We start from the raw sequence: 23173 nt of genomic DNA on the forward strand, positions 1-23173 counted from the left end.
GTCACCCGCTTAATAGATATATTTGAATGTGTGGTGCTTTTTGCTAAAACGAGGCAGAAAAAAGCTTATTTTTGCCCCAACAACCCCAGTTATTCAATTCATTCTGCACAAAAGTGGGCAGCCCCATATCACGGCAAACCCGGATGGTGTGGCCGGTGCCGCCGGCAAGCGGATTTTCCGGGTTGGCGAAGAAGAAGGCGAAATTGGCCGGCGGTAGCTCCAGCGAGGGGGCGCCCACCACTTTCAGGGCGTCACGCATCAGGTACATTGCCTTGTTGGTTAAACGGTTGCGGCCCCGCTCCAGAAAGCCCTGCACCAGGTTTTGCAGATCCGGGGAGGCGGCCAAGGTGACCTTTGCCACTTCGGCAAGCTCTTCCGGTGCCAGATCGGCCAGGGAGAATACCCTTGCCTGGGGCCTGAGTCGTTTTTTACCGGCACCGGGGTAAGGGAGGATGTATTCCCGCCGGTTGGGGTCAATCTCCGCCAAGCCCTTGAAAAAGAGGGTGTCCGAGCCCTCGGCGTTACCGCTGCGGAAGATCGCTGCCGGCAATAATTCGGCCAGTTTGGTTGCCAGAGAGATCAAGCGCGGGGCCGCTTCAGCGGGTACTTTGCGTGTGCCCTCAAGGAGAATGACCGGCTGCCGGATTTTTTCAGCCTGTTCAAGAAAAGCTTCCGCCTTCATTTTTTACCGCCATTTTTACGCATTTTTTGCTCAAAACATGGTGTACTGCCTTACTTTCATATCACACCTACCTTATCATTTTGTGTCTGGGTAAAATTTATTTTGGCGTTTGGGTCATTTTTTTCGCCGCACATTTTTGATTTGCCGGCTGAGGACGGTACAACTCAGCCAACGCCCCGGCCTCACAGGCTATTTCTGCTCACAGGCCGCGTCTTCCAGCATGGTTAAAACCGTGTCGAGATTAGTCTGGCAACCATGCGGGGGTACCGGTTCCGCAGCTACCCTGGCCAGCCATCGCTTGAAAATCTCTGCTTTGGGTGAGGAAACGGATTGCACTATCCGGAAGATGCCTTCGAGGGTGACGCAATCGGTTCGGCGTATCCTGCCATCGGACGCCGGCAGTTCCAGGGCGCAACACAAGGTCCCAACCTCGCAGCCCTCCGCTTCAAGGCTCTGCTGCAACTGTCGCCAGGATGCCGCGCCATCCGATTGATCAGTAAGCGCCCCGCTGACATCCTCAACCGCAAACCACCACTCGCCCTCATGGCGGGCTTGCCGGATTTTTCTCCCTTCAAAAGCAATGGGTAAGGTTTCTTTCTCTCTCACCGCCATTCCCTCCGCACGGCGTACCTGCCAACTTCACCGGGCAACTGTTGCATTTTGTGCAACAGTTGCCTTCCCCTCATAACACACCTACCCCGTCAACCAGTGTCCTGGTAATTTTTTTTTTGGAAATTTTGGTTTTTTTCACGGGCAATTCGTTTCATTTTTCTGTTTTTCCGTCTCCCGCCGGCGGCCTCCGGTACAGTTCGGCCAATGCCTTGGCTTCGCGCTGAATTTCTGCCCTCAGACCGGCTGGAGCCAGCACCTCGGCGTCGGCGCCGAACTGGAGCAGGCGGAGCTTGATTTCCCGGTAGTCGGCCACAGGCAGGGTCAGCAGCAGGCCGCCGTCCGGGGTGGCTTCCAGGCGTTGGTCCGGGTGCCAGAGCTGTTCCTTTATCCAGGGGGCGCGGGCCGGGGTGAAGCGGATGATTGCCGTTTCCGGGGAGCGGCCCTGGAAGATGCCGTAGGCTCCTTCCAGGTGGGGCAGCCATTCCCGGCGGGGGTGCGGGGTGAAGGTTTCTGTGCTGATCTGTGGATTCTGCATTCGGGAAAGGACGAACTTGCGCCAATCGCAGCGCTTACGACAGCGGGCCAGCAGCACCCAGTTGCCCTGATAGTGTTGCAGGTGGTGGGGTTCCACCAGGCGGGAGTGGTAATTGCCGTTTTGATCGAGGGGGGATGAGTAATCGAAGGCAAAGAGGCGCTGTTCCAGCAGGGCCTTGGTGGCCGGCCGGAAGACCTCGGCCGGGGCCGGAGCGTAGCCCGGCCAGGTGGCGGAGAATAGTTGATCGAACTTTTCCGCCGCAAGACCGTGGTCGGCGATCTGTTGCAACAGTTTGCGATTAAGGGAGGCGATGGCCTGGCTGATCAGGCCGTCGGCACAACAGGAAAGCAGATTCCTGGCCAGCAGGACGGCGAAAATCTCTTCCTGGCTGAGCCAGAACGGCGGCAGTTGAAACTGATCGTCCAAGTAAGTGTAGCCCCGGCGGGCGTGCACATAGTGCAGGGGGGCGTCGAACTCCACCCGCATGGCCTCGATGGCGCGCCCGGCGGTACGTTCGCTGATTCCAAACTCGGCAGCCAGGGCCGGGGCATTGGGAAACCGCTCCCGGCGAATCTGTTGATCAAACCAGTGGTAACGCGCATAAACCAGGTTGCTCCCCACAACGCCCCCCTGCGTTAATGCCAACTTGGTTGCCTGCCGTTGCCTGCACAAACCAAAGCAAACGGCGAGGCGGAGCCCAAAAATGCCGGATAAACAACCGGCAGGATTCCGCTGCAAACAGTATCAGTAAAATGGCCATGCCGCCGCAAGCGTGCCCCGGTGGCTTGAGCCATGCAAGCTACCAGGCTTTCTTAAGGTACTCGAAATGTTTTTTGAAGCAAGAAGTTAACCTTTTAAGAAGCAACCGCCTTGGGCGAGGCCGGGGCGGCGAGGGCCAGGGTGGCGGCGATCAGGCAGTAGGCGGCCATGGCCAGGGCCAGGGCCGGAACGCCCAGGCCGCTGTCCAGCAGCAGACCGGCCAGGATGGGAGCGACGGCGGTGGAGAAGACGATGGCGGCGTGTACCAGGGAACGGATGGCGCCCAGGTGCAGCACCCCGTAACGATCGGCCCAGATGGTACCGCCGGCGGTGGTGGCCAGGCCGATACTGGCCCCCAGCAGGGCCAGGTAACAATAAAGCACCCAGGGGCCGGTGAAGGCCGCCAGCAACAGCAGCCCGCCGAACATGGGCAGCAGGGCCAGGGGCAGGGAGCGATGGGAACCCAGCCGGTCCACCAGCGGCCCGGCCACCACCAGGCTCAGCAAATGCCCCACGGCAAAAACCACAAAGGCGCCGGCCAGCAGCTCCAGGGACCAGCCCCGCAAGATAACCAGCGCCGACTGGTGAAAGAGCATGGCGGTGACCACAAAAGGGGTGGCCATCACCGCCGGCAGCAGAAAGTAAAAGCCCGGCTCACGCAGTACCTCGGCCCGGGTAAACTGTTGCGGGCCGGCCGGATCAGCGGCGGCGGCCTTGGCCGGTGCCGGCGTCTCCCGGCTCAAAGTACGCAGCAGGGGCAAGATCACCAGCAGCAGGAACAGTACCGCCGCCAGCCAGGGCCAGCGCCAGTCGCCCCGGGTCATCAGCAAGACCGCCGCCGCCGGCAGCAGGGCCTCGCCCAGGGGAATCCCCAGCGCCCCCAGGGCCACCGCCTTGCCCCGGTGGGCGGCAAAATAGCGGGCGGCGGCGGTCATGCCCAGATGGGCCACAAAACCCTGGCCGCCAAAGCGGATCAGGACAAAACCGGCAAAGAGCAGCCAGACGCCGGGGGCCAGGCCGATCAGCAGACAGCCCAGGGCCAGCACCACCACCGCCAGGTTAACCGCCCGGTTTAACGGCCAGGTATCGGCCAGGGGGCCAAAACGCAGCAGCAGCAAGGCACTTACCAGGGTGGCGCCACTGTAGAGGCCGCCGTACATGGTATGGGAAAGGTTGAAAGCGTCCCGCAGTTCCTCACCAAAGACCGAAACATAAAAGGTCTGGCCAAAACTGGAGGTGGCCACCGCCGCCAGCGGGAAAAGCGCCAGGCGGGGATGAACGGCAAAAAGGGCGCCAAACCCCTGGAAGAAGTTTTTAATCATCATGGACCCCGCCGATTCGTCAGCGCTGCAGCAGTTCGGTGGCGATAATCGCGGCGGCGGCGCTCAGGTCTTCAATATCCAGGTGATTGGTCACCGAAAAGCGCAGGCGGGCCTGGCCGGCGGGCACCGTGGGGGGGCGCACCGCCGTTGCGTAAATCCCGCGCTCCTGCAGCCGCCGGGCAAGGGCCAGGGTGGCCTGGTTTTCGCCCACAACCAGCGGCACAATCTGGGACGGCCCCAGGTCGGCCTCAACCCCGCCGTGGGTCAGGCCGCTTTTAAAGATCTCCACCCGGTGCCACAAATCCTGTCGCAACTGCGGCTCTGCCGCCAGCAATTCGACGGCGGCCAGGGCGGCGGCGGCACTGGCCGGCGGCAGGGCGGTGGAAAAAATAAAACTGCGAGCCCGGTTGAGCAGAAAGGAAATCAACCGCTGCTCTCCGGCCACATAAGCCCCGTAGCTGCCCAGGGCCTTACCCAGGGTGCCCATCACCAGATCCACCCGGTGGGCCAGCCCTTCCGCCGCCAGCAAGCCGGCCCCGTTGTCGCCGAACAGGCCGGTGGCATGGGCCTCGTCCACCAGCAACAGGCAGCCATAGCGCTCCTTCAGGGTCACCACGTCAGCCAGGGGGCAGATATCGCCGTCCATGCTGTAGAGGGATTCCACCACAATCAGGGCTTCTTTGGCACCCCGGTGCCTTTTCAGCAGATCTTCAAGATGATTGCAGTCGTTATGGGCAAAGCGATGCAGCCGGGCCCCGGCCAGGCGGCAACCGTCCTGGATGCTGGCGTGATTGAGCTTGTCGCTGAAAATCACGTCGTGGCGCCCCACCAAGGCCGGAATCAGCCCGATATTGGCCAGGTACCCGCTGCCGAACAGCAGCGCCGCCTCCTGCTCCTTGAGCCGAGCCAGGGCAAGTTCCAGCTCCCGGTGCAGCTCGAAATCGCCGCTCATCAGGCGGGCGGCGCCGGCCCCGGTGCCGTAACGGCTCAGGGCCTCGGCGGCGGCCACCAGCAGCAGAGGGTGGCGGGTTAAGCCAAGATAGTCGTTGGAGGAAAAATCCAGCAGGTCATGAGCCACCGCCTCCAGGCGCACCCGGCCGCCGTCGGGATGGAGCAGACCGGGCAGTTGCCGCAACCGGCCCTCTTTTTGCTGGCGTTTGAGATAGGCGGCAATATCAACCATTCAACAAACCTCACGGGCAATGATCTTCGGTTAAGCCCAGAACTGCTGCATTTCCCGGGCAAACTTGCGGTCAGCCTCGACACTGCGCCCCCGCTGGGTGAGATAGCCGCCGATCATCATGCCGTCGGCCCCGGCCTGAAAAGCGGTGGCCAGGAAATCTTCCAGGGCCGTCTCCCGGCCTCCAGCCAGGCGGATGCAGACCTTGGGCAGTAGCAGGCGGAAGATAGCAATACTGCGAACAATTTCTCTAATCGGCAAGGGCTCGATGCCGGCCAGGGGGGTGCCCGGCAGGGGAATCAGAAAATTCAGCGGCACCGAATCCACCGCCAGTTCGCGCAACCTCAAGGCCATCTCGATGCGGTCATCCTCGCTTTCACCCAGCCCGAAAATGCCGCCGGCGCAGACCTCCAGCCCAGCCTCCTGGGCTGCCTGGATGGTGGCGATCCGGTCGGCAAAGGTGTGGGTGGTGGTAACCTCGGGGAAAAAGCGCTCCGAGGTCTCCAGATTGTGATGATAGCGGCACATTCCGGCCGCTTTCAGTCGCACCAGAGCGTCGCGATCCAGGATGCCGAAGGAACCGCAAAGCTTGATCTCCACCCGCCGGGCAATGGCGGCAAAGCGCTCGGCCACCGCCTCTACCTCGGCCGCCGTCAGCCCCCGGCCGCTGGTCACCATGGAAAAGCGCGAAGCCCCCGCCTCCTTGGCGGCCTCGGCGGCCGCGACGATCTCGGCGGTATCTTTTAAAGGGTAGATCGGGGCATCGGTCTGATAGTGGGCCGACTGCACGCAATAGCGGCAATCTTCACTGCACTTGCCTGATTTGGCGTTGATAATACTGCAAAAAGAAAATGAATCAGACCGGTTGGCCACCTTGACCGCCGTGGCCCGGGCAAGCAGTTCGGCGGTGGAAAGCTGCCGCCATCGCTCAATCTCCTGCCGGTTCTCTTTGTCCATGGTACTCCTCCGGTGATTTTTTATCCTTTAAGGCCGAAAATCCCGCCCTTGCTCCTGGCAAAGGCCGGCGCCCGCCCTTCCCGCCGGCCACCGCTGCGGGCTTTTCTTTTTTTGGCCATGGGAGACGGCGCCAGAGGGGTCAGGTCGGGCAACGGCTCACCGGCCACAGCGGCCCGGTAAAGCTCGTAAAAGGCCAGGCAACGGGGGAAATATCCTTTTTTGGTCAACCAGCGGGGCCACTCGGAGGGGCCGGAGCCATCAACCGAGCGGGGATCATGGGTCAACAACAGGGGCAGGTTGGCCAGCAGGACGGCCAATGATTCCTTGGTGTGTCGCTTAATATTGAGGGGGGCCAGCACCGCGTCCAGGTCACTGCGCAAGCGGCGGGAAAAACGGTAGGACGAGGCGCGATCCGGGCGGCTGGCCAGCAGTTGGAAGTTGGCCTCGGCCCAGGGCAGCAGCAGCATGGCAAACAGCACCTCCTCGCCGGGGGCATTGTCGTCGGCCACCGCCCGATCAACCACCGCCAGCAATTGCAGCAGCAGGTCGGTTAACGGGGTGGGCCGGGTAATCTCCTGGCGCTCCGGTCGCTCGGGGTCGGGGCCGGGCAGAATCTCGCGATAGAAAGGAAAAAGCTCGAAAAAGACCCCGCTGGCCAGGCCCAACTCCGCCCAGCGGCGGCTGGCGCCGGCCTGCAGATCCTTGCACAGCTCGTCCCGCAGACGGGAATCGGGGCAGAGCCGAAGCTTTTCCACATGGCGCAGGATGGCCTGCCAGGTCTCCTCTTCAATGACAAAACCACTGCGGGCGGCATGGCGAATGGCCCGCAGCATCCTTACCGGGTCACGAATCAGCCGCCGGTCCGGGTCCCCCACCAGGCGTACCAGCCCCAGGCGCAGGTCCTCCACCCCGCCGGTGTAGTCGATCACCGAGAAGTTCTCGATTTCATAGAACAGGGCGTTGATGGTCAGGTCGCGGCGGAAGGCATCCTCGGCCGGATCACCGAAGGTGTTGTCGGAAGCTAAAGTTTCAATCTCGCCGCCGTTAAGGTCGAATTCGCTGCGGCAACGGAAGGTGGCCACCTCGATGATCTTGCCGCCGTGGAAAAAGACCTGCACCAGCCGGAAGCGGCGGCCGATGATCCGGCTGTTGCGGAAGATCTTGCGCAACTGGCCGGGCCGGGCATCGGTGCTGATATCGAAATCCTTGGGCTTTTTCCCCAGCAGCAGATCCCGTACGCCACCGCCCACCAGGTAGGCCCGAAAGCCTTCGTCACGCAGGCGGTGCATTACCTTGAGGGCCTCACGGTCGATATCGGCGCGAGAAATACAATGTTCGGAACGGGGAATCACCCGGGGTTCGGGCAATGAAGAATCTTCGCTCATGGGCAATGGATCACGCAAAGCAAGGGCAACGGGCAAGAAGCTCCTCCCGCCCGGCTTATTTTTGCTCCTTGTAGACGGATTCCGCCTGGCTGACGAACTGGTCGAAAACCTCCTGAACCGTCAGGATTTCCTTCATCTTCCAGACATTCTCGCCGGAGAAGAAGAGCCCCTCTTCCAGATCCCCCTCGTAGGCCTTCTGCAGCCGCTCGCTGATGCAGTAAAAGTGATCACACTTTTTCAGGCATTTCCAGCGGCACTTTTTGGCTTTCATCTCTTCGGCCGCGGCCAGGCGCTGCACAAAGGGGGTCTTCAGGGCCCGACCCGGCAGGCCCACCGGCGAACGGATCAGGGTTACATCTTCCGGCTGGGCCTTCAACATGGCCTGCTTGAAGTTGTCATCGGCCGAGCACTCTTCGGTGAGCACAAAACGGGTGGCAATCTGCACCCCGTCGGCCCCGTACTTATCCATCATCTCCGCCATTTCAAAACCGTTGGTAATACCACCGGCGGCGATCAGCGGCACCTTTTTAACCACTTTGCGAATTTCGGGGAAAAGATCGCGCAGGGCCTGGTCGGTGCCCAGGTGCCCGCCGGCCTCCTTGGCCTCGACAATGATCGCCGCCGCCCCCAGCTTTTCCGCCAGGCGGGCAAAGGCGGGAGAGGAGACGATGGAGACGATGGGGGTGTTGGTATCTTTGCCGATTTTAAAAATATCCCGGGAAAAACCGGCCCCGGTAATGATCATGTCCACCCCGGCCTCGATGGAGCCCATCACCAGATTATAAAAGTTCTGCATGGCGAACATGATGTTCACCGCAATGACGCCATCGGTTTCACTTTTGGCCTTACGGATATCCGCCTGCAACTCTTCCACCGGCAAACCGGAGCCGCCGATGGTGCCGATGCCGCCGCAACGGGCCACGGGCACCGCCAAGGCAGAGGTGGACACGCGAATGGACATACCCCCTTGAATCAGGGGCACCGGGGCCGTATAGGGCCCAATTTTAAGAGGAGGAAGCTTCATCTTGAAAAAACACTCCGAGTGTGGCTGACCGACCGGGAGCCGTCAGCAACCTTAGAAAAACCTAAAATAGCGAGGCGATTCTGTTTGCCAATCCAACCACAATTATGATTCAATGTCCCAGTAACAGCAGTAAACGTACAAAAGGTTTACCTGACAGTATACCGACGGTGGCGCGAGCGCTGAGGAAAAAAGCCTGCTCAGTCTCTTATGACAAAAAGTGCAAAAAGGCAATGATTTTTGCACTGAACCCCAAAAAAGCCAAGAGGAGTGCGGCGTTATGATTCAGGCCCACCTCCCATTCACCCTGGAGCCGGATTCCCCAGTTAAGATCCTGGCCGTCGATGACGACCCGCAGGTATTACAACTGCTGGTAACCGCCGTTGAATCTTTCGGCTTTGAGTGCGAAACCGCCGGCGACGGCGTGGCGGCCCTGAAAAAACTGCAAACCGGCAATTACTCGCTGGTGATCACCGATCTTACCATGCCCCGCATGGACGGCATGACCCTGCTCAGAAAGGCCAAAAACCTTTACCCCCGCCTGGATATCATAGTGGTTACCGGTTACGCGGAAAAATTCAGCTACACCGACGTGATCAAGGCCGGCGCCTGCGATTTTATCGCCAAACCCTTCAACATCGATGAGCTGGAGGCCAAACTCCACCGGGCCCTGCGGGAGCAGAACATGGTGCGTAAGCTGGAACAGCTCTCCATGCGGGACGCCCTGACCGGGCTGTTCAACCGCCGGGGCTTCGAGGTCAAGCTCGAGGAAGAGGTGCCCCGGGCCCACCGGCAGAACTACCCGCTTTACGTGATCATCATCGACATGGATAAATTCAAAACATATAATGATGAGTTCGGCCACCAGGCCGGTGACCGGGCCCTCCAGGCCATCGGCCGCCTGCTGCTGCGCAACACCCGCGACAATGTCGACTGGTGCTGCCGCCCGGGGGGCGACGAATTCGCCATCATCATACCCTACACCGATGATCATCAGGCCATGGCCGTGGCCCAGCGTATTCTGGAGCAATACCGCCAGCACCCTTTCGGCGAGACCACCCTGAGCATCGGTCTGGCCAGCTTCCATCGCCATCCGCAGTACACCATGGGAGAGGATATCGAGCACCTGCTGGTCCGCGCCGATCAGGCCATGTACCGCAGCAAACAGGCCGGCGGCGACCGCATCAGTTGCGACCCCTCCTTTACCACCGCAAACTGCCCCCTGACCTGACCACCCGCTGCTGCGCCAACGCTTACCACCGGCGGTTTTGGCAAGAGCACCAAACGGCTTACGGTTTATCAATAAAATAATTTGTATTTACACCTTCCCTCTGGTATATAAGCACATCGTATTTCCATAATTCAAGGAGGATTGTTTACATGTCAACCAACACAGACACAACAGCAACCGCAGGTGGTGAATCCTTCGCCGATCTGTTTGAACAGAGCATCCGGGTGGCGGATGTGGGCGAAGTGGTCAACGGCGAGGTCATCGCCGTGGGCAAGGATTATGTCCTGGTGGATATCGGGGACAAGGCGGAAGGCGAAATCGACATCAGCGAATTCCGCAACGAAGAAGGCCAGATCGAGGTCAACGTCGGCGACACCTTCGAGGTGTTCGTGGAAAAACGTGAACCCGAAGGCGGCCTGAAGCTCTCCCGCGAACGGGCCATCGGCATCAAGGTCTGGGAAGAGATTGCCCGGATCCAGGAAGCCGACGGTACCATCACCGGCCGTATCGACAGCCGGGTCAAGGGCGGGCTTTCCGTGGACATCGGGGTTCCGGCCTTTCTCCCCTACTCTCAAATCGACCTGCGCCCGGTCCGCGATCTCGACGCGATGATCGGCGAAAGCTACGACTTTAAAATTCTCAAATACAACCGCCGCCGCAACAACGTGGTTATCTCGCGGCGGGCGATCATGGAAGAAGAGCGCCAGAAGCTGCGCGAGGAGATGCGCACCAGCCTGGAAGAGGGTCAGGTGCTCACCGGCTCGGTTACCAACATCACCGACTACGGGGTCTTCGTGGACCTGGGCGGCATGGACGGCCTGTGCCACATCACCGATCTTTCCTGGGGCCGGGTTTCCCATCCTTCCAAGATGTACAAGGTGGGCGATGAAATTCAGGTTAAAATCCTGAAGTACGATAAAGAAAACGACAAGGTTTCCCTGGGCGTCAAACAACTTAAAAGCGACCCCTGGGAGACCATTCAGCAACGCTACCCAGTGGGCGCCAAAGTGCCCGGCAAGGTGGTCAGCATTACCGATTACGGCGCCTTTGTTGAGTTGGAAGAAGGCGTCGAGGGCCTGGTTCACATCTCCGAGATGTCCTGGTCGAAAAAATCCCGCCACCCGTCCAAAATCGTCAGTGTCGGCGACGAGGTGGAAGTGGCGGTACTCAACGTCGACCCCGAGGCCAAACGGATCTCGCTTGGCATGAAGCAGCTGCAGCCCAACCCCTGGGATATGGTGGCGGAAAACTACCCCGTGGGCTCCATTATCGAGGGCAAGATCAAGAATATCACCGATTTCGGCATCTTCATCGGTATCGAAGAAGGAATCGACGGCCTGATCCATGTTTCCGACCTGTCCTGGACCGAGCGCATCAAGCACCCCGGCGAAAAATACGCCAAAGGGGAAACCATCCAGGCGGTGGTCCTCAAGATCGACAAGGAAAACGAGCGTTTCTCCCTGGGTATCAAACAGCTGCAACCGGACCCCTGGGAGGCGGCGGTGGAGAAATATGCCATCGGCACCAAGATCAGCGGCAAGATCACCAATGTTACCGACTTCGGCGTCTTTGTCGAGCTGGAGGAAGGAATCGAAGGCCTGGTGCATGTTTCCGAGTTGAGCAAGGAGAAGGTGGAAACCCCGGTCGGTCTTTACAACGTCGGCGACAACCTGGAAGCCCGGGTGATCAACGTCTCGGCCAAGGACCGCAAGATCGGACTTTCCATCAAGGCCTTGAGCGATGAGGGCGAAGCGGCCCGCATTGAAGAGTACAAACAGCAGCAGGCCAAAAGCGGACCTTCCACCTTGGGTGATTTGCTCAAGGAAGAACTGGAAAGCCAGGAAAAGGCTGAATAGTCCTGAGCAAAGCCGCTTGAGGCCTCGTAATCATGGACGAAAAAAGCTCATTCCGGCGAAGACACCCCATGCTGTCCGGCTGCCTGATGCTGCTGGTGGCCTTGCTGCTGTTCTGGGCCGGGGTGAGCTTTTTAATCGGTTCATTGTTGAGCGATTCCCCCTTGGCTCGAACCGCCAGGCACCCGGAAGGGGTTGGGGTCATCGAGGTCCGGGGGGTGATCAGTTCCGCCGACCAGCTCATCGAACAGCTGACCGATTTTCGCCGCAAGGATAAAATCAAGGCCATTGTGCTGCGGATCGACAGCCCCGGCGGGGCCGTCGGAGCCTCGCAGGAGCTGTTTGAGGAAGTCAAAAGAACCAACCGGGTCAAACCGGTGGTGGCCTCCATGGGTTCGGTGGCAGCCTCGGGCGGGCTTTACGCCGCCTTGGGGGCAGAGCGGATCATCGCCAACCCCGGCACCCTGACCGGCAGCATCGGGGTGATCATAAAGTTTGCCAACCTGGAAGAGTTGCTGCAAAAAATCGGTTATCGCAGCGAAACCATCAAAAGCGGCGAGCTTAAGGACACCGGCGCCATGGACCGGCCATTGACTCCCGGCGAAAGGGAGATGCTGGCCGAGATGGTGCATGCGGTGCACCGGCAGTTCGTCGACGATGTGGCCGCTAGCCGTGATTTACCGGTGGGCCAGGTAGAAGCGTTTGCCGACGGCCGAATTTTTTCCGGGGCCCGAGCCCTGGAGTTGCAACTGGTTGATGCCCTGGGCAACCTTAACGACGCCGCCATGCTGGCGGCCTCTCTTGGCGGGCTGGACGGTGAGCAGGTTCCTCACCTGATTTACCCGCCCCGCCGGGATTTATCGCTGCTTACGTTACTGCTGGGCGGCCGGCTGGCCACCCGGCTGGCACCGACTTTCGAGCCGACCCCGGTGCTGGCTTATGAATGGACCATAACACCATAAATCAACTGCAAGGATTACAAACATGCTGAAACGGGATCTCATCAACGCCGTCGCCGAAGAAATGCCCGGTTTCCTGAAAAAAGATCTGGACCAGGCCCTGGACATCATGCTGGAAAATATCCTCCAGGCACTGGAGGATAACCGCCGGGTGGAAATCCGGGGTTTTGGCAGCTTCTCGGTACGCGAACGCAAGGCCCGCACCACCAAAAACCCCAGAACCGGCAAGGTGATGCACATCCCCCCCCGCAAAAACGTACACTTCACCATGAGCAAGTCTCTGAAAGACGGGCTCATCGACTGATACAACCCCAGGGCCGGCAGAGTAGCGCTCTGCCGGCCTTATCGTTGCCCCCGGCAACAGCCACAAATCCGCACAAAACCCGCCAGACTAACTGCCCCACACGGCAAAGGTCGGACGACCTTTAGGGTAATCGTTCAGCTGAACGATTACCTACCCCAAACCCTCGAGGCTCCCCTTCCCGGGGCGCAGCACCTGCAGGTCGTCATCTTCCAGGCTGACCACGGTGGAGGGCGACGAGTGGGCCAGCGGCCCGCTGTCGATGATCAGATCGACCTGCTTGCCATAGCGCTCTTCCACTTCATAGGCATGGATCAACTGCCGGGCGTCGGGATCATCCGGAGCCGCACTGGTGGTCAGGATCGGGTTGCCCAAGCCGGTGACCAGCTCCATGCAGATCCGGTGATCCGGCATCCTGATCCCCACCGTCTTCTGCTTGGTCATCATGATTTTGGGGACCAGCTTGGTGGCGGGCAAAACGAAGGTATAAGGCCCGGGCAGACTTTTCCGCAGCACCCGGTAACCGGTGTTGGAGACATGGGCATAGGTGCTGACATCTTTCAGATCGGCACAGATAAAGCTGAACGGCCGGGCCAAAGGCCGCTGTTTGAGCTGATAGATCCGCTTGACCGCCTTCTGGTTGAAAATATCACAGCCGATTCCGTACACCGTATCGGTGGGGTAGCAGATGACCGCCCCTTGGCGCAGGGCCTCAACCACCTGCTTGATCAACCGTGGTTGGGGGTTGTCGGGGTTGATTTGCAACAACAAATTATCTTCCTCCTGCTGACTTTCGCCGGCGAACCTTAAGCAGCACGCAAACCCGCGTGACACTTGCGTCACCTTAAAGTATTGAATATTAGCCTATCACCGGAGCGGAAGCAAAAAGTAAATTTACGCCATCATCCAAAACGGTTAGAATATGCAATTTCCTCCACCATATTCTTTTCTCAGCCGCAAGGAGTTAGACCATGCCGCTTGACAATCTGGAAACCGCCTACACCTTCGATGACCTGTTGCTGGTGCCTGGCGCCTCCGAGGTCCTCCCTTCCGAGGTCGACCTTTCCACCCGCCTGACCCCCACCATCGACCTCAACATCCCCCTGGTCAGTTCCGCCATGGATTCGGTAACCGAACACCGAACCGCCATCACCATGGCCCGGGAGGGGGGAATCGGTATTATCCATAAAAACATGAGCATCGACGAACAAGCCCGGGAGGTGCGCAAGGTTAAAAAATCCGAGTCGGGCATGGTCATCGACCCGGTTACGGTGGAGGAAAACCGTACCGTGCGGGAAGTAAATGAGATCATGCGCGGCTATCAGATCTCCGGGGTGCCGGTGCTGCGCGAAGGCAAGCTGGTGGGGATAGTCACCAACCGCGACCTGCGTTTTGTCACCGACGAAAACCTCAAGGTCCGGGATGTGATGACCAGCAAAAACCTGGTCACCGCCCGCCCCGGAATTACTTTAGAGCAATCCAAGGCCATGCTGCACGAGCACCGCATCGAAAAACTGCTGGTGGTGGACGATGACGGCAACCTGCAAGGCCTGATCACCATTAAAGACATTGAAAAAATCAGGCGTTACCCCAACGCCGCCAAAGACGATCTGGGGCGGCTGCGGGTGGGTGCTGCCATCGGGGCCAACACGTCGCTCAGCGATGTGGAGCTACTGGTGCAGATGGGCGTTGACGTGGTGGTGCTGGACTCCGCCCACGGCCACTCCCGCAACATCATCGAAGCCTTGCGCCGCATCAAGGACGCTTTCCCCGACCTGCCGGTTATCGCCGGCAACGTGGCCACCGCCGAGGGTACCGAAGCCCTGATCAAGGCCGGTGCCGACTGCGTGAAAATCGGGGTCGGCCCCGGCTCCATCTGCACCACCCGCATTGTCGCCGGGGTCGGGGTGCCGCAGCTAAGCGCCATCCACAACGCCGCCAAAATCGCCGACCGCTACGGCATTCCTTTGATCGCCGACGGGGGGATCAAGTTTTCCGGTGAGATCACCAAGGCCATTGGCATCGGGGCCAGCGTGATCATGATCGGCAGCCTGTTTGCCGGCACCGATGAAGCCCCCGGCGAAACCTTCCTTTACCAGGGCCGCACCTACAAGGGTTACCGGGGCATGGGCTCCCTGGGGGCCATGCAGAAAGGCAGCAGCGACCGTTATTTCCAGGATCAGGCCGAAAGCCAGGCCAAGTTGGTGCCGGAAGGCATCGAGGGCAAGGTGCCCTACCGCGGCCCGCTTTCCACCATGATCTACCAACTCATGGGCGGCCTGCGCTCCGGCATGGGCTACGTGGGAGCAGGTACCATTGCCGAGCTGCGCGGCAAGGCCAAATTCGTCAAAATCACCGCCGCCGGCCTCAAGGAAAGCCACGTCCATGACGTGATCATTACCAAGGAAGCCCCCAACTACCGTTTAGGATAAAAGATGGATATTCACAGCGAAAAAATTCTGATTCTCGATTTCGGCTCCCAGTACACCCAGTTGATTGCCCGGCGGGTGCGGGAAGCCCATGTTTATTGCGAGTTACACCCCCACGATATGGACATTGCCGAGATCCGGGCCTTTGCCCCCAAGGGGATCATTCTCTCCGGCGGCCCCTGTTCGGTTTACGACCCGGGCGCTCCTTCCTTTGATGAACGTTTGCTCGAGCTGGGCGTGCCGGTACTGGGCATTTGCTACGGCATGCACGTCATGGCCCGCCACTTCGGCGGCGAGGTGAGCGCCGCCGGCAAACGTGAGTTCGGCCATGCCGAACTGGAACAAACCGACAGCACCGGATCGCTGTTCGACGGTTTTTTTGTGGAAGCCAAAAGCCCGGTCTGGATGAGTCACGGCGACCATGTCAGCAAGCTGCCGCCGGGCTTCACCGTGGCCGCGGCCACCGCCAACGCGCCGGTGGCCGCCATCCAGGACCCGGCCCGCCAGCTTTACGGGGTGCAGTTTCACCCCGAGGTCAACCATACCCCGCGCGGCGAAATCCTCATCGATACCTTTGTCCGCAAGATCTGCGGCTGCCACGGGCACTGGACCCCAGGCCAGATCATCGAAGACGCGGTGGCCCGCATCCGGGAGATGGTGGGCACCGATCAGGTGATTCTGGGGCTTTCCGGCGGCGTCGACTCCTCGGTGGCCGCCGCCCTTATTCACCGGGCCATCGGCGAGCAGCTTACCTGTGTGTTTGTGGACACCGGCCTGCTGCGCCTGGGCGAAGGTGATCAGGTGATGGCCACCTTTGCCGAAAATATGGGGGTCAAGGTCCTGCGGGTGGATGCCGAGGAGCGTTTTCTCTCCGCCTTGGTCGATGTTGAAGACCCGGAGCAAAAACGCAAAATAATCGGCAATCTCTTTATCACCATCTTTGAAGAGGCGGCCGGCAAACTGGAAGATGCCCGCTGGCTGGCCCAGGGCACCATCTACCCGGACGTTATTGAATCCGCCGGCGGCAAAACCGGCAAGGCCCAGAACATAAAAAGTCACCACAACGTCGGCGGCCTGCCGGAAAAGATGAAACTGGCCCTGCTGGAACCGCTGCGGGAACTCTTCAAGGATGAGGTCCGGGCCCTGGGCGACGAGCTGGGGCTGCCCCGGCAGATGGTCTGGCGCCACCCCTTTCCCGGCCCCGGCCTGGGGGTGCGGATTTTAGGCAAAATCAAAAAAGAATATGCCGATATCCTGCGCCAGGCCGACGCCATTTATATCGAAGAGCTTTTTCAAAGCGGCTGGTATGATAAGGTAAGCCAGGCCTTTGCGGTATTTTTGCCGGTTCGCAGTGTCGGGGTCATGGGTGACGGGCGGACCTATGAAAATGTGGTGGCCCTGCGGGCGGTGGAGACCAAGGACTTCATGACCGCCTCCTGGGCGCCGTTGCCCTACGATTTGCTGGCCCGGATTTCAACCAGAATCATCAACGAGGTCCGCGGGGTTAACCGGGTGGTTTACGATATCTCTTCCAAACCGCCCAGCACCATCGAATGGGAGTAGCTGCACACTAAACACGCTTTCCCCAAGGGGACGCGGTTTATTAAGGAGTAGGCGGTTGATAATGTGCCCGGGACGGCGACGGTCGACCAGGCGCGCTGCGGCTCCCCGTCCGGCTGGTCTTGAATAACTTTAAGCCAAATAAGGGGCGTGCATGGCTAAGCATTCTAGAAAAACAGGCAACGAAGAGCTGCAGCAGGCCAACCTGCTGCTGGAGAGCTTTGCCCATATTGCGGAAGTAATCAACGCCCCGCGGCTCAGCCTGAAACGGCGCAGCCAGGAGATCCTGCAAATTATTCTGGATTACCTGGGGGTGGAGCACGGCTCCATCATGATGCGCGAAGGGCGCAAATACCTGACGGTGCTGGCCGCCAGCCGCCCGGAACTGGTCGGTTGCCGGCAACCCCTGGACAGTAATTCGGTGGCCGCCTGGGTGGCCCAACACCACGAACCGCTGTTCATTCCCGACATCGACAATGATCCCCGTTTTGCCAAGCGCCCGGCCGGCGGCGGCCAGTACCGCAAGAACTCCCTGCTGTCGGCGCCGATTATCCACCAGCAAAAGGTAATCGGCATCATTAACGCCACCGACAAACGGGGCGACAAGGATCTGCTTAAACAGGACATCAGCCGGCTGCTGGATTTCAGCAGTGTGATTCTCTCGTTGCTGGTGCAGCAGGATCTTCAGCAGCAGGTGCGCAAACAGCGCAATACCCTGCGGGAACGCAACCGGGAGCTGCAGCGTCAGCAACAATTACGGGCCGAGCTTTCCCGCCTGCTGGTGCATGACCTGAAAGGGCCGCTGTCGGAGGTGGTGGCCAACCTGGACATCCTTTCCTACAGCGTCGAGGGAGAAATGGGCGAGTTTCTCCATGCCGCCCAGGTAGCCTGCAACAAGGCGGTTCGGATGGTGAGCAACCTCACCACCATCGATAAAATCGAAGACGGCGGCTTCAAGCTGATCCATGAAACGGTGACCGCCGATTCCCTGATCAAGGAAAGCCTCAGCGACATCAAGGGGATGGCCACCATCCGGGGGATCACCTTAAACCCGGTGCTGCCGCCCGAGCCGGCACCGGTGCTGAACCTGGATCGGGTGATGATCCTGCGGGTGCTGCAAAACCTGCTGGTTAACGCGCTGGGCTACAGCCCCGCCGAAACCCAAATCAGCTTCGGCTATCAGCTCGCTCCCGAGCAGCACATGGTGGAGTTTTTCGTGCAGGATCAAGGGCCGGGGATCGCCAACGACAAGCTCCCCACCATTTTTGAAAAATACCAGCGCCTGGCCGACAAACAGGATGCCCTGGTGGGCACCGGCCTGGGACTCTACTTTGCCAGGCTGGCGGTGGAGCTGCACGGCGGCACCATCGGGGTGGAAAGTACCCCGGGGCAGGGCAGCCGCTTCCATTTTTCGCTGCCGGTTACCAAATGGCGCTCGGATAACCCCACCGAAGAGTTTTTATAATGGTAACCCATGATCCAAAAGAAATGACCTTCCTCATCGTCGACGATGTGGACAATATGCGCCGGTCCATCCGGGCCATGCTGAAGCTGCTGAATTACGGCAAGTCCTTTTATGAAGCGGCCAACGGACGGGACGCCTGGAAATTGCTGCAGAGCGACAACCTGCAGGTCGACTTTATTATTTCCGACTATCACATGCCCCACGCTTCCGGCACCGAACTGCTCAATCTGCTGCGCTCCAGCCGGCGCACCCGCCACATCCCCTTTCTGATGATCACCGCCGAGGCCAATATGGATATCGTGGCGGAAGCGGCGGAGCACGACGTCGATGCCTACCTGACCAAACCTTTTGTTACCGCCACCCTGGAGCAAAAGATCAATGAACTGCTGGAACGGCTGCGCAACCCCTCCCCTTTTACCCGGCACCTGACCAATGCCCGTGACCTGGAAGAAAAAGGCGACCTGGCGGGGGCCATCGCCGAGGCAAAAAAAGCGGCTTCCCTGAACGCCCACTCCTCGCGACCGTTCAGAGAGCTGGGCCGCCTGTTTGCCAAGAAGGGCGATATTCAAAAGGCCCAAGCCTGCTTTGAGCAGGCCATCCAACGCAACCGCCTGGACGTAACCTCATACCACGCCCTGGGCCAGATCGCCTTTCGGCGCAACAACAGCGAAAAGGCCATCGGCTACTTTTCCCGGGCCATGGAAATCAGCCCCCGCCATACCGACCGGGCCCTGCAGTTTGCCAAGCTGCTGTTCAAAAAAAATCAACTGCAGGAGGCGGAAAAGGTACTCAAACTGGTACTGCGCCACAAAACCAACGATACCGATTTCAAGGAAGAGGTGGCCGAGATCGCTCTGCAGGCCGGGCTTTCCAATCTGGCCCTCAAAGCCTTTCGCGAGGTGATTAAAGCCGATCCACAGCGCACCTATTTGCACAAGAGAATCGGCACGGCGATGATTAACGCCGGGGAATATGCCGAAGGCACCAGAATGCTTGAAACGGCACTGGAAAAAACGCCCCAGGATATTCAAACCATGCTGCGCCTGGCCCGCGCCTATTTGGAAATGAAAATGCCCATGCGGGCCGACAACTGGGCCTCCCGGGCGCTGCGCATCGACCCCAAAAACCACGAAGCGCAGGATATTATAAAAAAATGTTCTTAACCGCCGCCGGGCCGGCAAAACCTGACCGCAACGGTGACCGCCATGGTTGATCATTATCATGAGGTACTGCTGGCCGTACAGGCCGACCCAGCGCGCGGCGAGGAGATGCTGGCGGCAAAATGGCCGGAGTTTTTTTACGGCTTGCGGGCCCTGCTGCGCGACGACGGCCGGGAACAGGAGGAAGATCGGGAAAATCTACTGCTGTTTCGTTTCCCCAACCCTACCAAAGCGTTAACCTCGTTTTTTGCCCGGCTCAAGCAGGTAAAACAACGGGTGGGCTGGGACCAGACCCGGGGAGAGGCGCCGCTGCGGCTGGTACTCTGTTTGCCCGACCTCGAACCCTTACCCGAGCTGCTGACCACCGCCGACCCTGAAGCCTGGCAGCAGTTGCCGCCGGAGGTGCCTCATTTAAGCCGCAAGCTCAAGGAACAGTGGCGGCAACTGAGCGATTCCAGCCGCATCGGTTTTCACACTTTAGGTGACGAGGAAGATGGGCTCAGCCCACTGCTGTTCAGCGAGGAAAAGCCCCGGCAACAGCGCCCGCCGCTGTTCCCCCACCGGCACCTGCCGCGGCGCGGGAACTCCCCCCCCTGCTTTTACTGCAGCCAGACCAACCACGAGCCGGCCTCCTGCCCGGCCAAAATGCTGACCATGCAAACCCAGGGGTTGCCCACAGTGGGCTATTTGCCTTTAGAGGAACTGGCACAGCGGTTTGCGGAAGCCATGGGGCGGCAGCAGGACCTCGACAACCTGCTGCTTACCGGCATCAGCCCGGGACAATTACGCCAGGACAACCTGCTGCGGGTCTACCTCAGTTATTACGATCTCAATAAGGTCTTCCAGCCTCGCTTTCTGGCCGGGATCGCCTTTAGCCCCCACAGTCACTGGGATGAACTGGGCCGTCCGGAAGCCACCAGCGCTGACAACAGCAGTCTTTTTATGGGCCTGGATTGCCTGCGGGTGGGCCAGTATCGCCAGGCCGACGACCTGTTTATCAACGAAAGCCGCCGGCCGCGCGGCAAACAGCTTTACGCCGCCATCGGCCGGGCCCTGGTGGCCCTGGAACAGAACCGGCTGCAGGATATGGCTCACTACCTGGCCAACGCCCTTAAGATGGCCATCGCCAACAAGGATCGTATTTACGTCTGCCTGTTGCTTTACCGCCACTATCTGCTGCAGGGCGATTTCTGGAAGGCCGCCCACAGCCTGGACAATATTCTGGCCATCGACAGGGAATGCGCCGAGGCCATTTACCGACAAATTCAACTGGCGGTGGCCGAAGACTCACTCCACGAGGCGCTGCATCGCCTCAGCTCCCTGGTGGCGGAGGAAAAGCTGTATTTCATCCATGTCCTGATGGACCCGGAGTTGCTGCCACTGCAAGACGACATCGACAACATCCTCCACAACCGCCTGCAGAATCAGCGCCAGGAGGCGGAAGAGAATCTGGCCCAAACCAGAGCGGTGGCCGAAGAGATGGAGCACTGGCTGGAACCGGAGGAGCCGGCGCTGAAGGAGTTGCGCGACGATCTGGCGCTGCTGGAGCAGCAGTGGCAGCAGGGCAGTTATTACGACCTGGTTGATGTTGCGGTTAAATCCAAGCGCATCAACCAGCGCTGCTACCGCCTCCAGGAAGCCAGGATCGATGCCCTGCAGGAACGGATTATCGCCGCCGGCAAACGGCTGACCTCGTTTAAAAATTTCTGGCAAAGCTACCCCCACACCTCCTTTTTCCCCGAATTTGGCGAAACCCTGAAAAGCCTGCATGAGTTGACCACCAAGACCGACCGAGGAGGCCAGAAAAACCTGACCGGGGCAAGCTACCGCGCCCTGGTGGAAGCCCTGGACGAGAGCGAAGAGAAATTTAATCGGCTCAAAGAGTTGACCGTAAAGATGGTCTGGGTCCGCAACCTGTTCAAGGGCGGCAAACAGTTTATCCGCTCGCTGGTGGCGGCCGAGCTGGCCTTAATCAGCCTGACGCTGGTTCTGCTGGCTACCCTGCTCCTGCTCTCGGCAGACTCCCCCGCCGCCTCCGGGCTGGCCGAAGTCCTGCGGGATCAGGCGGTCCAAAAGCGCCTGCTGACCACGGTCACCCTGATTTTGGCCCCCTTTGCCGCCCTGATCCACACCTTATGGCGCAGCCTGGAGCAATAAGCGGCCGCGGCCGGGTCACCAGGCGGCCCCGGCGCGAGATCCTGGGCTGGGCGATGTTTGATTTCGCCAACCAGGCCTACACCCTGCTGATCATCACCGTGGTGTTCGGCGACCTGTTCACCACGGTAATTGTCGGCGACCGCGGGGATGGCTATCGGCTGGGCAACCTGCTCTGGAGCCTGGCCCTGGCCGGCAGCTATTTTTTGGTGGTACTGGCCGGCCCGGTCTGCGGCGCGGTGATGGATTACACCGCCAGCAAAAAACGTTTTCTGTTTGCCAGCTACCTGGTTACGGTGATTGCCACCGCCCTGCTGGTGCTGGTCACCCCCGGCGACATCGCCCTGGGGCTGACCCTGATCGTAATCTCCTGCTTTGCCTATTCCATCGGGGAAAATTTCATCGCCTCCTTCCTGCCCAGTCTCGGCCCGCCTGAGGATCTGGGCAAAATCTCCGGTTTCGGCTGGGCCTTGGGTTACATCGGCGGCCTGCTGGCCGCCGCCTTTACCCTGGCCTTTCTGGGCAATGCCACGGCGGAAAACTTTGAGCGGATCCGCTGGGTCGGCCCATTTGCCGCCGGCTTTTTTCTCTTTGCCGCCCTGCCCACCTTTCTCTGGCTGCGGGAACCGGGCACGGCCCGGCCGCGACCGGTCGGGCAAAGCTACCTGAAGTTGGGCCTGCAACGCACCGCCGCCACCCTGCGGGACATCACCCGCTTTAAAGACCTGGCCATTTTCCTGCTGTCGGTGCTCTTTTCCATGGCCGCCATCTATATCATTATCAGCTTCACCTTCATCTACGGCGCCCAGGTCATCGGCTGGGACGAAAAAACCCGCAACCTGATGTTCATCGTGGTGCAGCTCACCGCCGCCGCCGGGGCCCTGGGGTTCGGTTTCCTGCAGGACCGCCTGGGAATTAAGGCCATGTATCAGGTTACCCTGATGCTCTGGGTGGTGGCCATTGTCGCCATCTGGGCCACCCCCGGGCTGACCGTCTGGCTCAACCGGGTCAGCGGGCTGGCCTGGGAGGCGCAACATTTTTTCCTGGTGGTCGGCTGCCTGGCGGGAATCAGCCTGGGCGCCACCCAGTCCGCCAGCCGTGCCCTGGTTGGCCTCTTCTCACCGGCCGACAAAAGCGCCGAATTTTTCGGTTTTTGGGGACTGGCCAACAAGCTGGCCGGCATGCTGGGCATTGCCGCCCTGGGGGTGTTGCAAGCCGCAGTGGGCCTGCAGGAATCGATTCTGCTCTGCGCCTTCCTCTTTATTGTGGCCTTTACTATTTGCCTGCCGGTAAATCAGGCCCGCGGCCAAGCCGCCGCCCGGTAAGCGGTCACGGGGCACCCCACCTTGCGGCGATCAGCCCGGCTTGCGTACTGATGTAAGCGGCGCCGGTCTGCTTGCCGCAATCTGGGGCACCCCGCAACCGCTTACCCCATGGCCCGGTGAACAGTCAGCACAAGAGGAGCAGCAAGGAAAAAAATTGATTATACAAAAAAAACAGGATATACGAGGGGACGGCATGGGCACATCCGGCCGCTACAAACAAAGCCCACAACGCACGCCGAGAACCTGCAGACCAAAGGCATGGCGTATTGGCCGTAACAAGCCG

19 protein-coding genes are annotated in these 23173 nt (G+C 59.9%); 10 read left to right on the top strand and 9 right to left on the bottom strand.

Going from position 1 to position 23173, the window contains the following annotated elements:
- Window positions 1-43 precede the first annotated feature (43 nt).
- The 8 genes from DAAHT2_RS07820 to DAAHT2_RS07855 form a co-directional block, all read right to left on the bottom strand.
- Window positions 44-682 carry a hypothetical protein gene (locus tag DAAHT2_RS07820; RefSeq protein WP_013163752.1) on the bottom strand — a complete coding sequence of 213 codons (639 nt, stop codon included), beginning with the start codon at window positions 680-682 and terminating at the stop codon, window positions 44-46.
- A 189-nt stretch (window positions 683-871) separates the two neighbouring features.
- Window positions 872-1288: a BRO-N domain-containing protein gene (locus DAAHT2_RS07825; protein ID WP_013163753.1), complete on the bottom strand. Its 417-nt coding sequence runs from the start codon at window positions 1286-1288 to the stop codon at window positions 872-874.
- A 157-nt stretch (window positions 1289-1445) separates the two neighbouring features.
- Window positions 1446-2450 (bottom strand): helix-turn-helix transcriptional regulator, encoded by a 1005-nt coding sequence (locus DAAHT2_RS07830; protein ID WP_013163754.1) that lies wholly within the window; start codon window positions 2448-2450, stop codon window positions 1446-1448.
- Between the two features lie 233 nt (window positions 2451-2683).
- Entirely contained in the window at window positions 2684-3913 is a 1230-nt protein-coding gene (locus DAAHT2_RS07835) for an MFS transporter (protein WP_013163755.1), read from the bottom strand.
- Between the two features lie 16 nt (window positions 3914-3929).
- The gene (gene bioF, locus DAAHT2_RS07840) at window positions 3930-5093 is read right to left on the bottom strand and encodes an 8-amino-7-oxononanoate synthase (protein ID WP_013163756.1); all 1164 of its coding nucleotides are present in this window, start codon (window positions 5091-5093) and stop codon (window positions 3930-3932) included.
- A 30-nt stretch (window positions 5094-5123) separates the two neighbouring features.
- Window positions 5124-6047: a biotin synthase BioB gene (gene bioB / locus DAAHT2_RS07845; RefSeq protein ID WP_013163757.1), complete on the bottom strand. Its 924-nt coding sequence runs from the start codon at window positions 6045-6047 to the stop codon at window positions 5124-5126.
- Window positions 6048-6067: 20 nt separating this feature from the next.
- Window positions 6068-7432, bottom strand: a complete 1365-nt coding sequence (locus DAAHT2_RS07850) for a tRNA nucleotidyltransferase/poly(A) polymerase-related protein (RefSeq protein ID WP_041719522.1) — start codon at window positions 7430-7432, stop codon at window positions 6068-6070.
- Between the two features lie 55 nt (window positions 7433-7487).
- Window positions 7488-8456, bottom strand: a complete 969-nt coding sequence (locus tag DAAHT2_RS07855; RefSeq protein WP_013163759.1) for an NAD(P)H-dependent flavin oxidoreductase — start codon at window positions 8454-8456, stop codon at window positions 7488-7490.
- Window positions 8457-8733: 277 nt separating this feature from the next.
- Between DAAHT2_RS07855 and DAAHT2_RS07860 the strand changes: the two genes are divergently transcribed.
- The 4 genes from DAAHT2_RS07860 to DAAHT2_RS07875 all read left to right on the top strand — a co-directional run bounded on the left by DAAHT2_RS07860 (window position 8734) and on the right by DAAHT2_RS07875 (window position 12800).
- Window positions 8734-9684, top strand: a complete 951-nt coding sequence (locus DAAHT2_RS07860; RefSeq protein ID WP_013163760.1) for a GGDEF domain-containing response regulator — start codon at window positions 8734-8736, stop codon at window positions 9682-9684.
- A 149-nt stretch (window positions 9685-9833) separates the two neighbouring features.
- Window positions 9834-11540: a 30S ribosomal protein S1 gene (locus DAAHT2_RS07865; protein WP_013163761.1), complete on the top strand. Its 1707-nt coding sequence runs from the start codon at window positions 9834-9836 to the stop codon at window positions 11538-11540.
- Window positions 11541-11572: 32 nt separating this feature from the next.
- Entirely contained in the window at window positions 11573-12499 is a 927-nt protein-coding gene (sppA, locus tag DAAHT2_RS07870; protein WP_013163762.1) for a signal peptide peptidase SppA, read from the top strand.
- 22 nt (window positions 12500-12521) lie between these two features.
- On the top strand, window positions 12522-12800 hold the full coding sequence (locus DAAHT2_RS07875) for an HU family DNA-binding protein (protein WP_013163763.1): 279 nt from the start codon (window positions 12522-12524) through the stop codon (window positions 12798-12800).
- A 150-nt stretch (window positions 12801-12950) separates the two neighbouring features.
- On the opposite strand, the gene DAAHT2_RS07880 is transcribed toward DAAHT2_RS07875, so the two are convergent.
- Window positions 12951-13568 carry an L-threonylcarbamoyladenylate synthase gene (locus tag DAAHT2_RS07880; RefSeq protein ID WP_013163764.1) on the bottom strand — a complete coding sequence of 206 codons (618 nt, stop codon included), beginning with the start codon at window positions 13566-13568 and terminating at the stop codon, window positions 12951-12953.
- A gap of 200 nt (window positions 13569-13768) precedes the next feature.
- On the opposite strand from DAAHT2_RS07880, the gene guaB reads away from it, so the two are divergent.
- The 6 genes from guaB to DAAHT2_RS07910 all read left to right on the top strand — a co-directional run bounded on the left by guaB (window position 13769) and on the right by DAAHT2_RS07910 (window position 22890).
- Window positions 13769-15229 carry an IMP dehydrogenase gene (gene guaB / locus DAAHT2_RS07885; RefSeq protein ID WP_013163765.1) on the top strand — a complete coding sequence of 487 codons (1461 nt, stop codon included), beginning with the start codon at window positions 13769-13771 and terminating at the stop codon, window positions 15227-15229.
- 3 nt (window positions 15230-15232) lie between these two features.
- On the top strand, window positions 15233-16789 hold the full coding sequence (gene guaA, locus DAAHT2_RS07890) for a glutamine-hydrolyzing GMP synthase (RefSeq protein ID WP_013163766.1): 1557 nt from the start codon (window positions 15233-15235) through the stop codon (window positions 16787-16789).
- Between the two features lie 151 nt (window positions 16790-16940).
- Complete coding sequence (locus DAAHT2_RS07895) at window positions 16941-18251, top strand: GAF domain-containing sensor histidine kinase (RefSeq protein ID WP_013163767.1); 1311 nt, start codon at window positions 16941-16943, stop codon at window positions 18249-18251.
- On the top strand, window positions 18251-19414 hold the full coding sequence (locus DAAHT2_RS07900; protein ID WP_013163768.1) for a tetratricopeptide repeat protein: 1164 nt from the start codon (window positions 18251-18253) through the stop codon (window positions 19412-19414). Before DAAHT2_RS07895 ends, DAAHT2_RS07900 begins: the two co-directional genes overlap by 1 nt.
- A 42-nt stretch (window positions 19415-19456) precedes the next feature.
- Entirely contained in the window at window positions 19457-21568 is a 2112-nt protein-coding gene (locus tag DAAHT2_RS07905; protein WP_013163769.1) for a tetratricopeptide repeat protein, read from the top strand.
- Window positions 21547-22890 (top strand): MFS transporter, encoded by a 1344-nt coding sequence (locus tag DAAHT2_RS07910; RefSeq protein WP_013163770.1) that lies wholly within the window; start codon window positions 21547-21549, stop codon window positions 22888-22890. The genes DAAHT2_RS07905 and DAAHT2_RS07910 overlap by 22 nt, the downstream gene beginning before the upstream one ends.
- Window positions 22891-23173 lie beyond the last annotated feature (283 nt).

The sequence above is a fragment of the Desulfurivibrio alkaliphilus AHT 2 genome, from assembly GCF_000092205.1.
GTDB classification, from domain to species: domain Bacteria; phylum Desulfobacterota; class Desulfobulbia; order Desulfobulbales; family Desulfurivibrionaceae; genus Desulfurivibrio; species Desulfurivibrio alkaliphilus.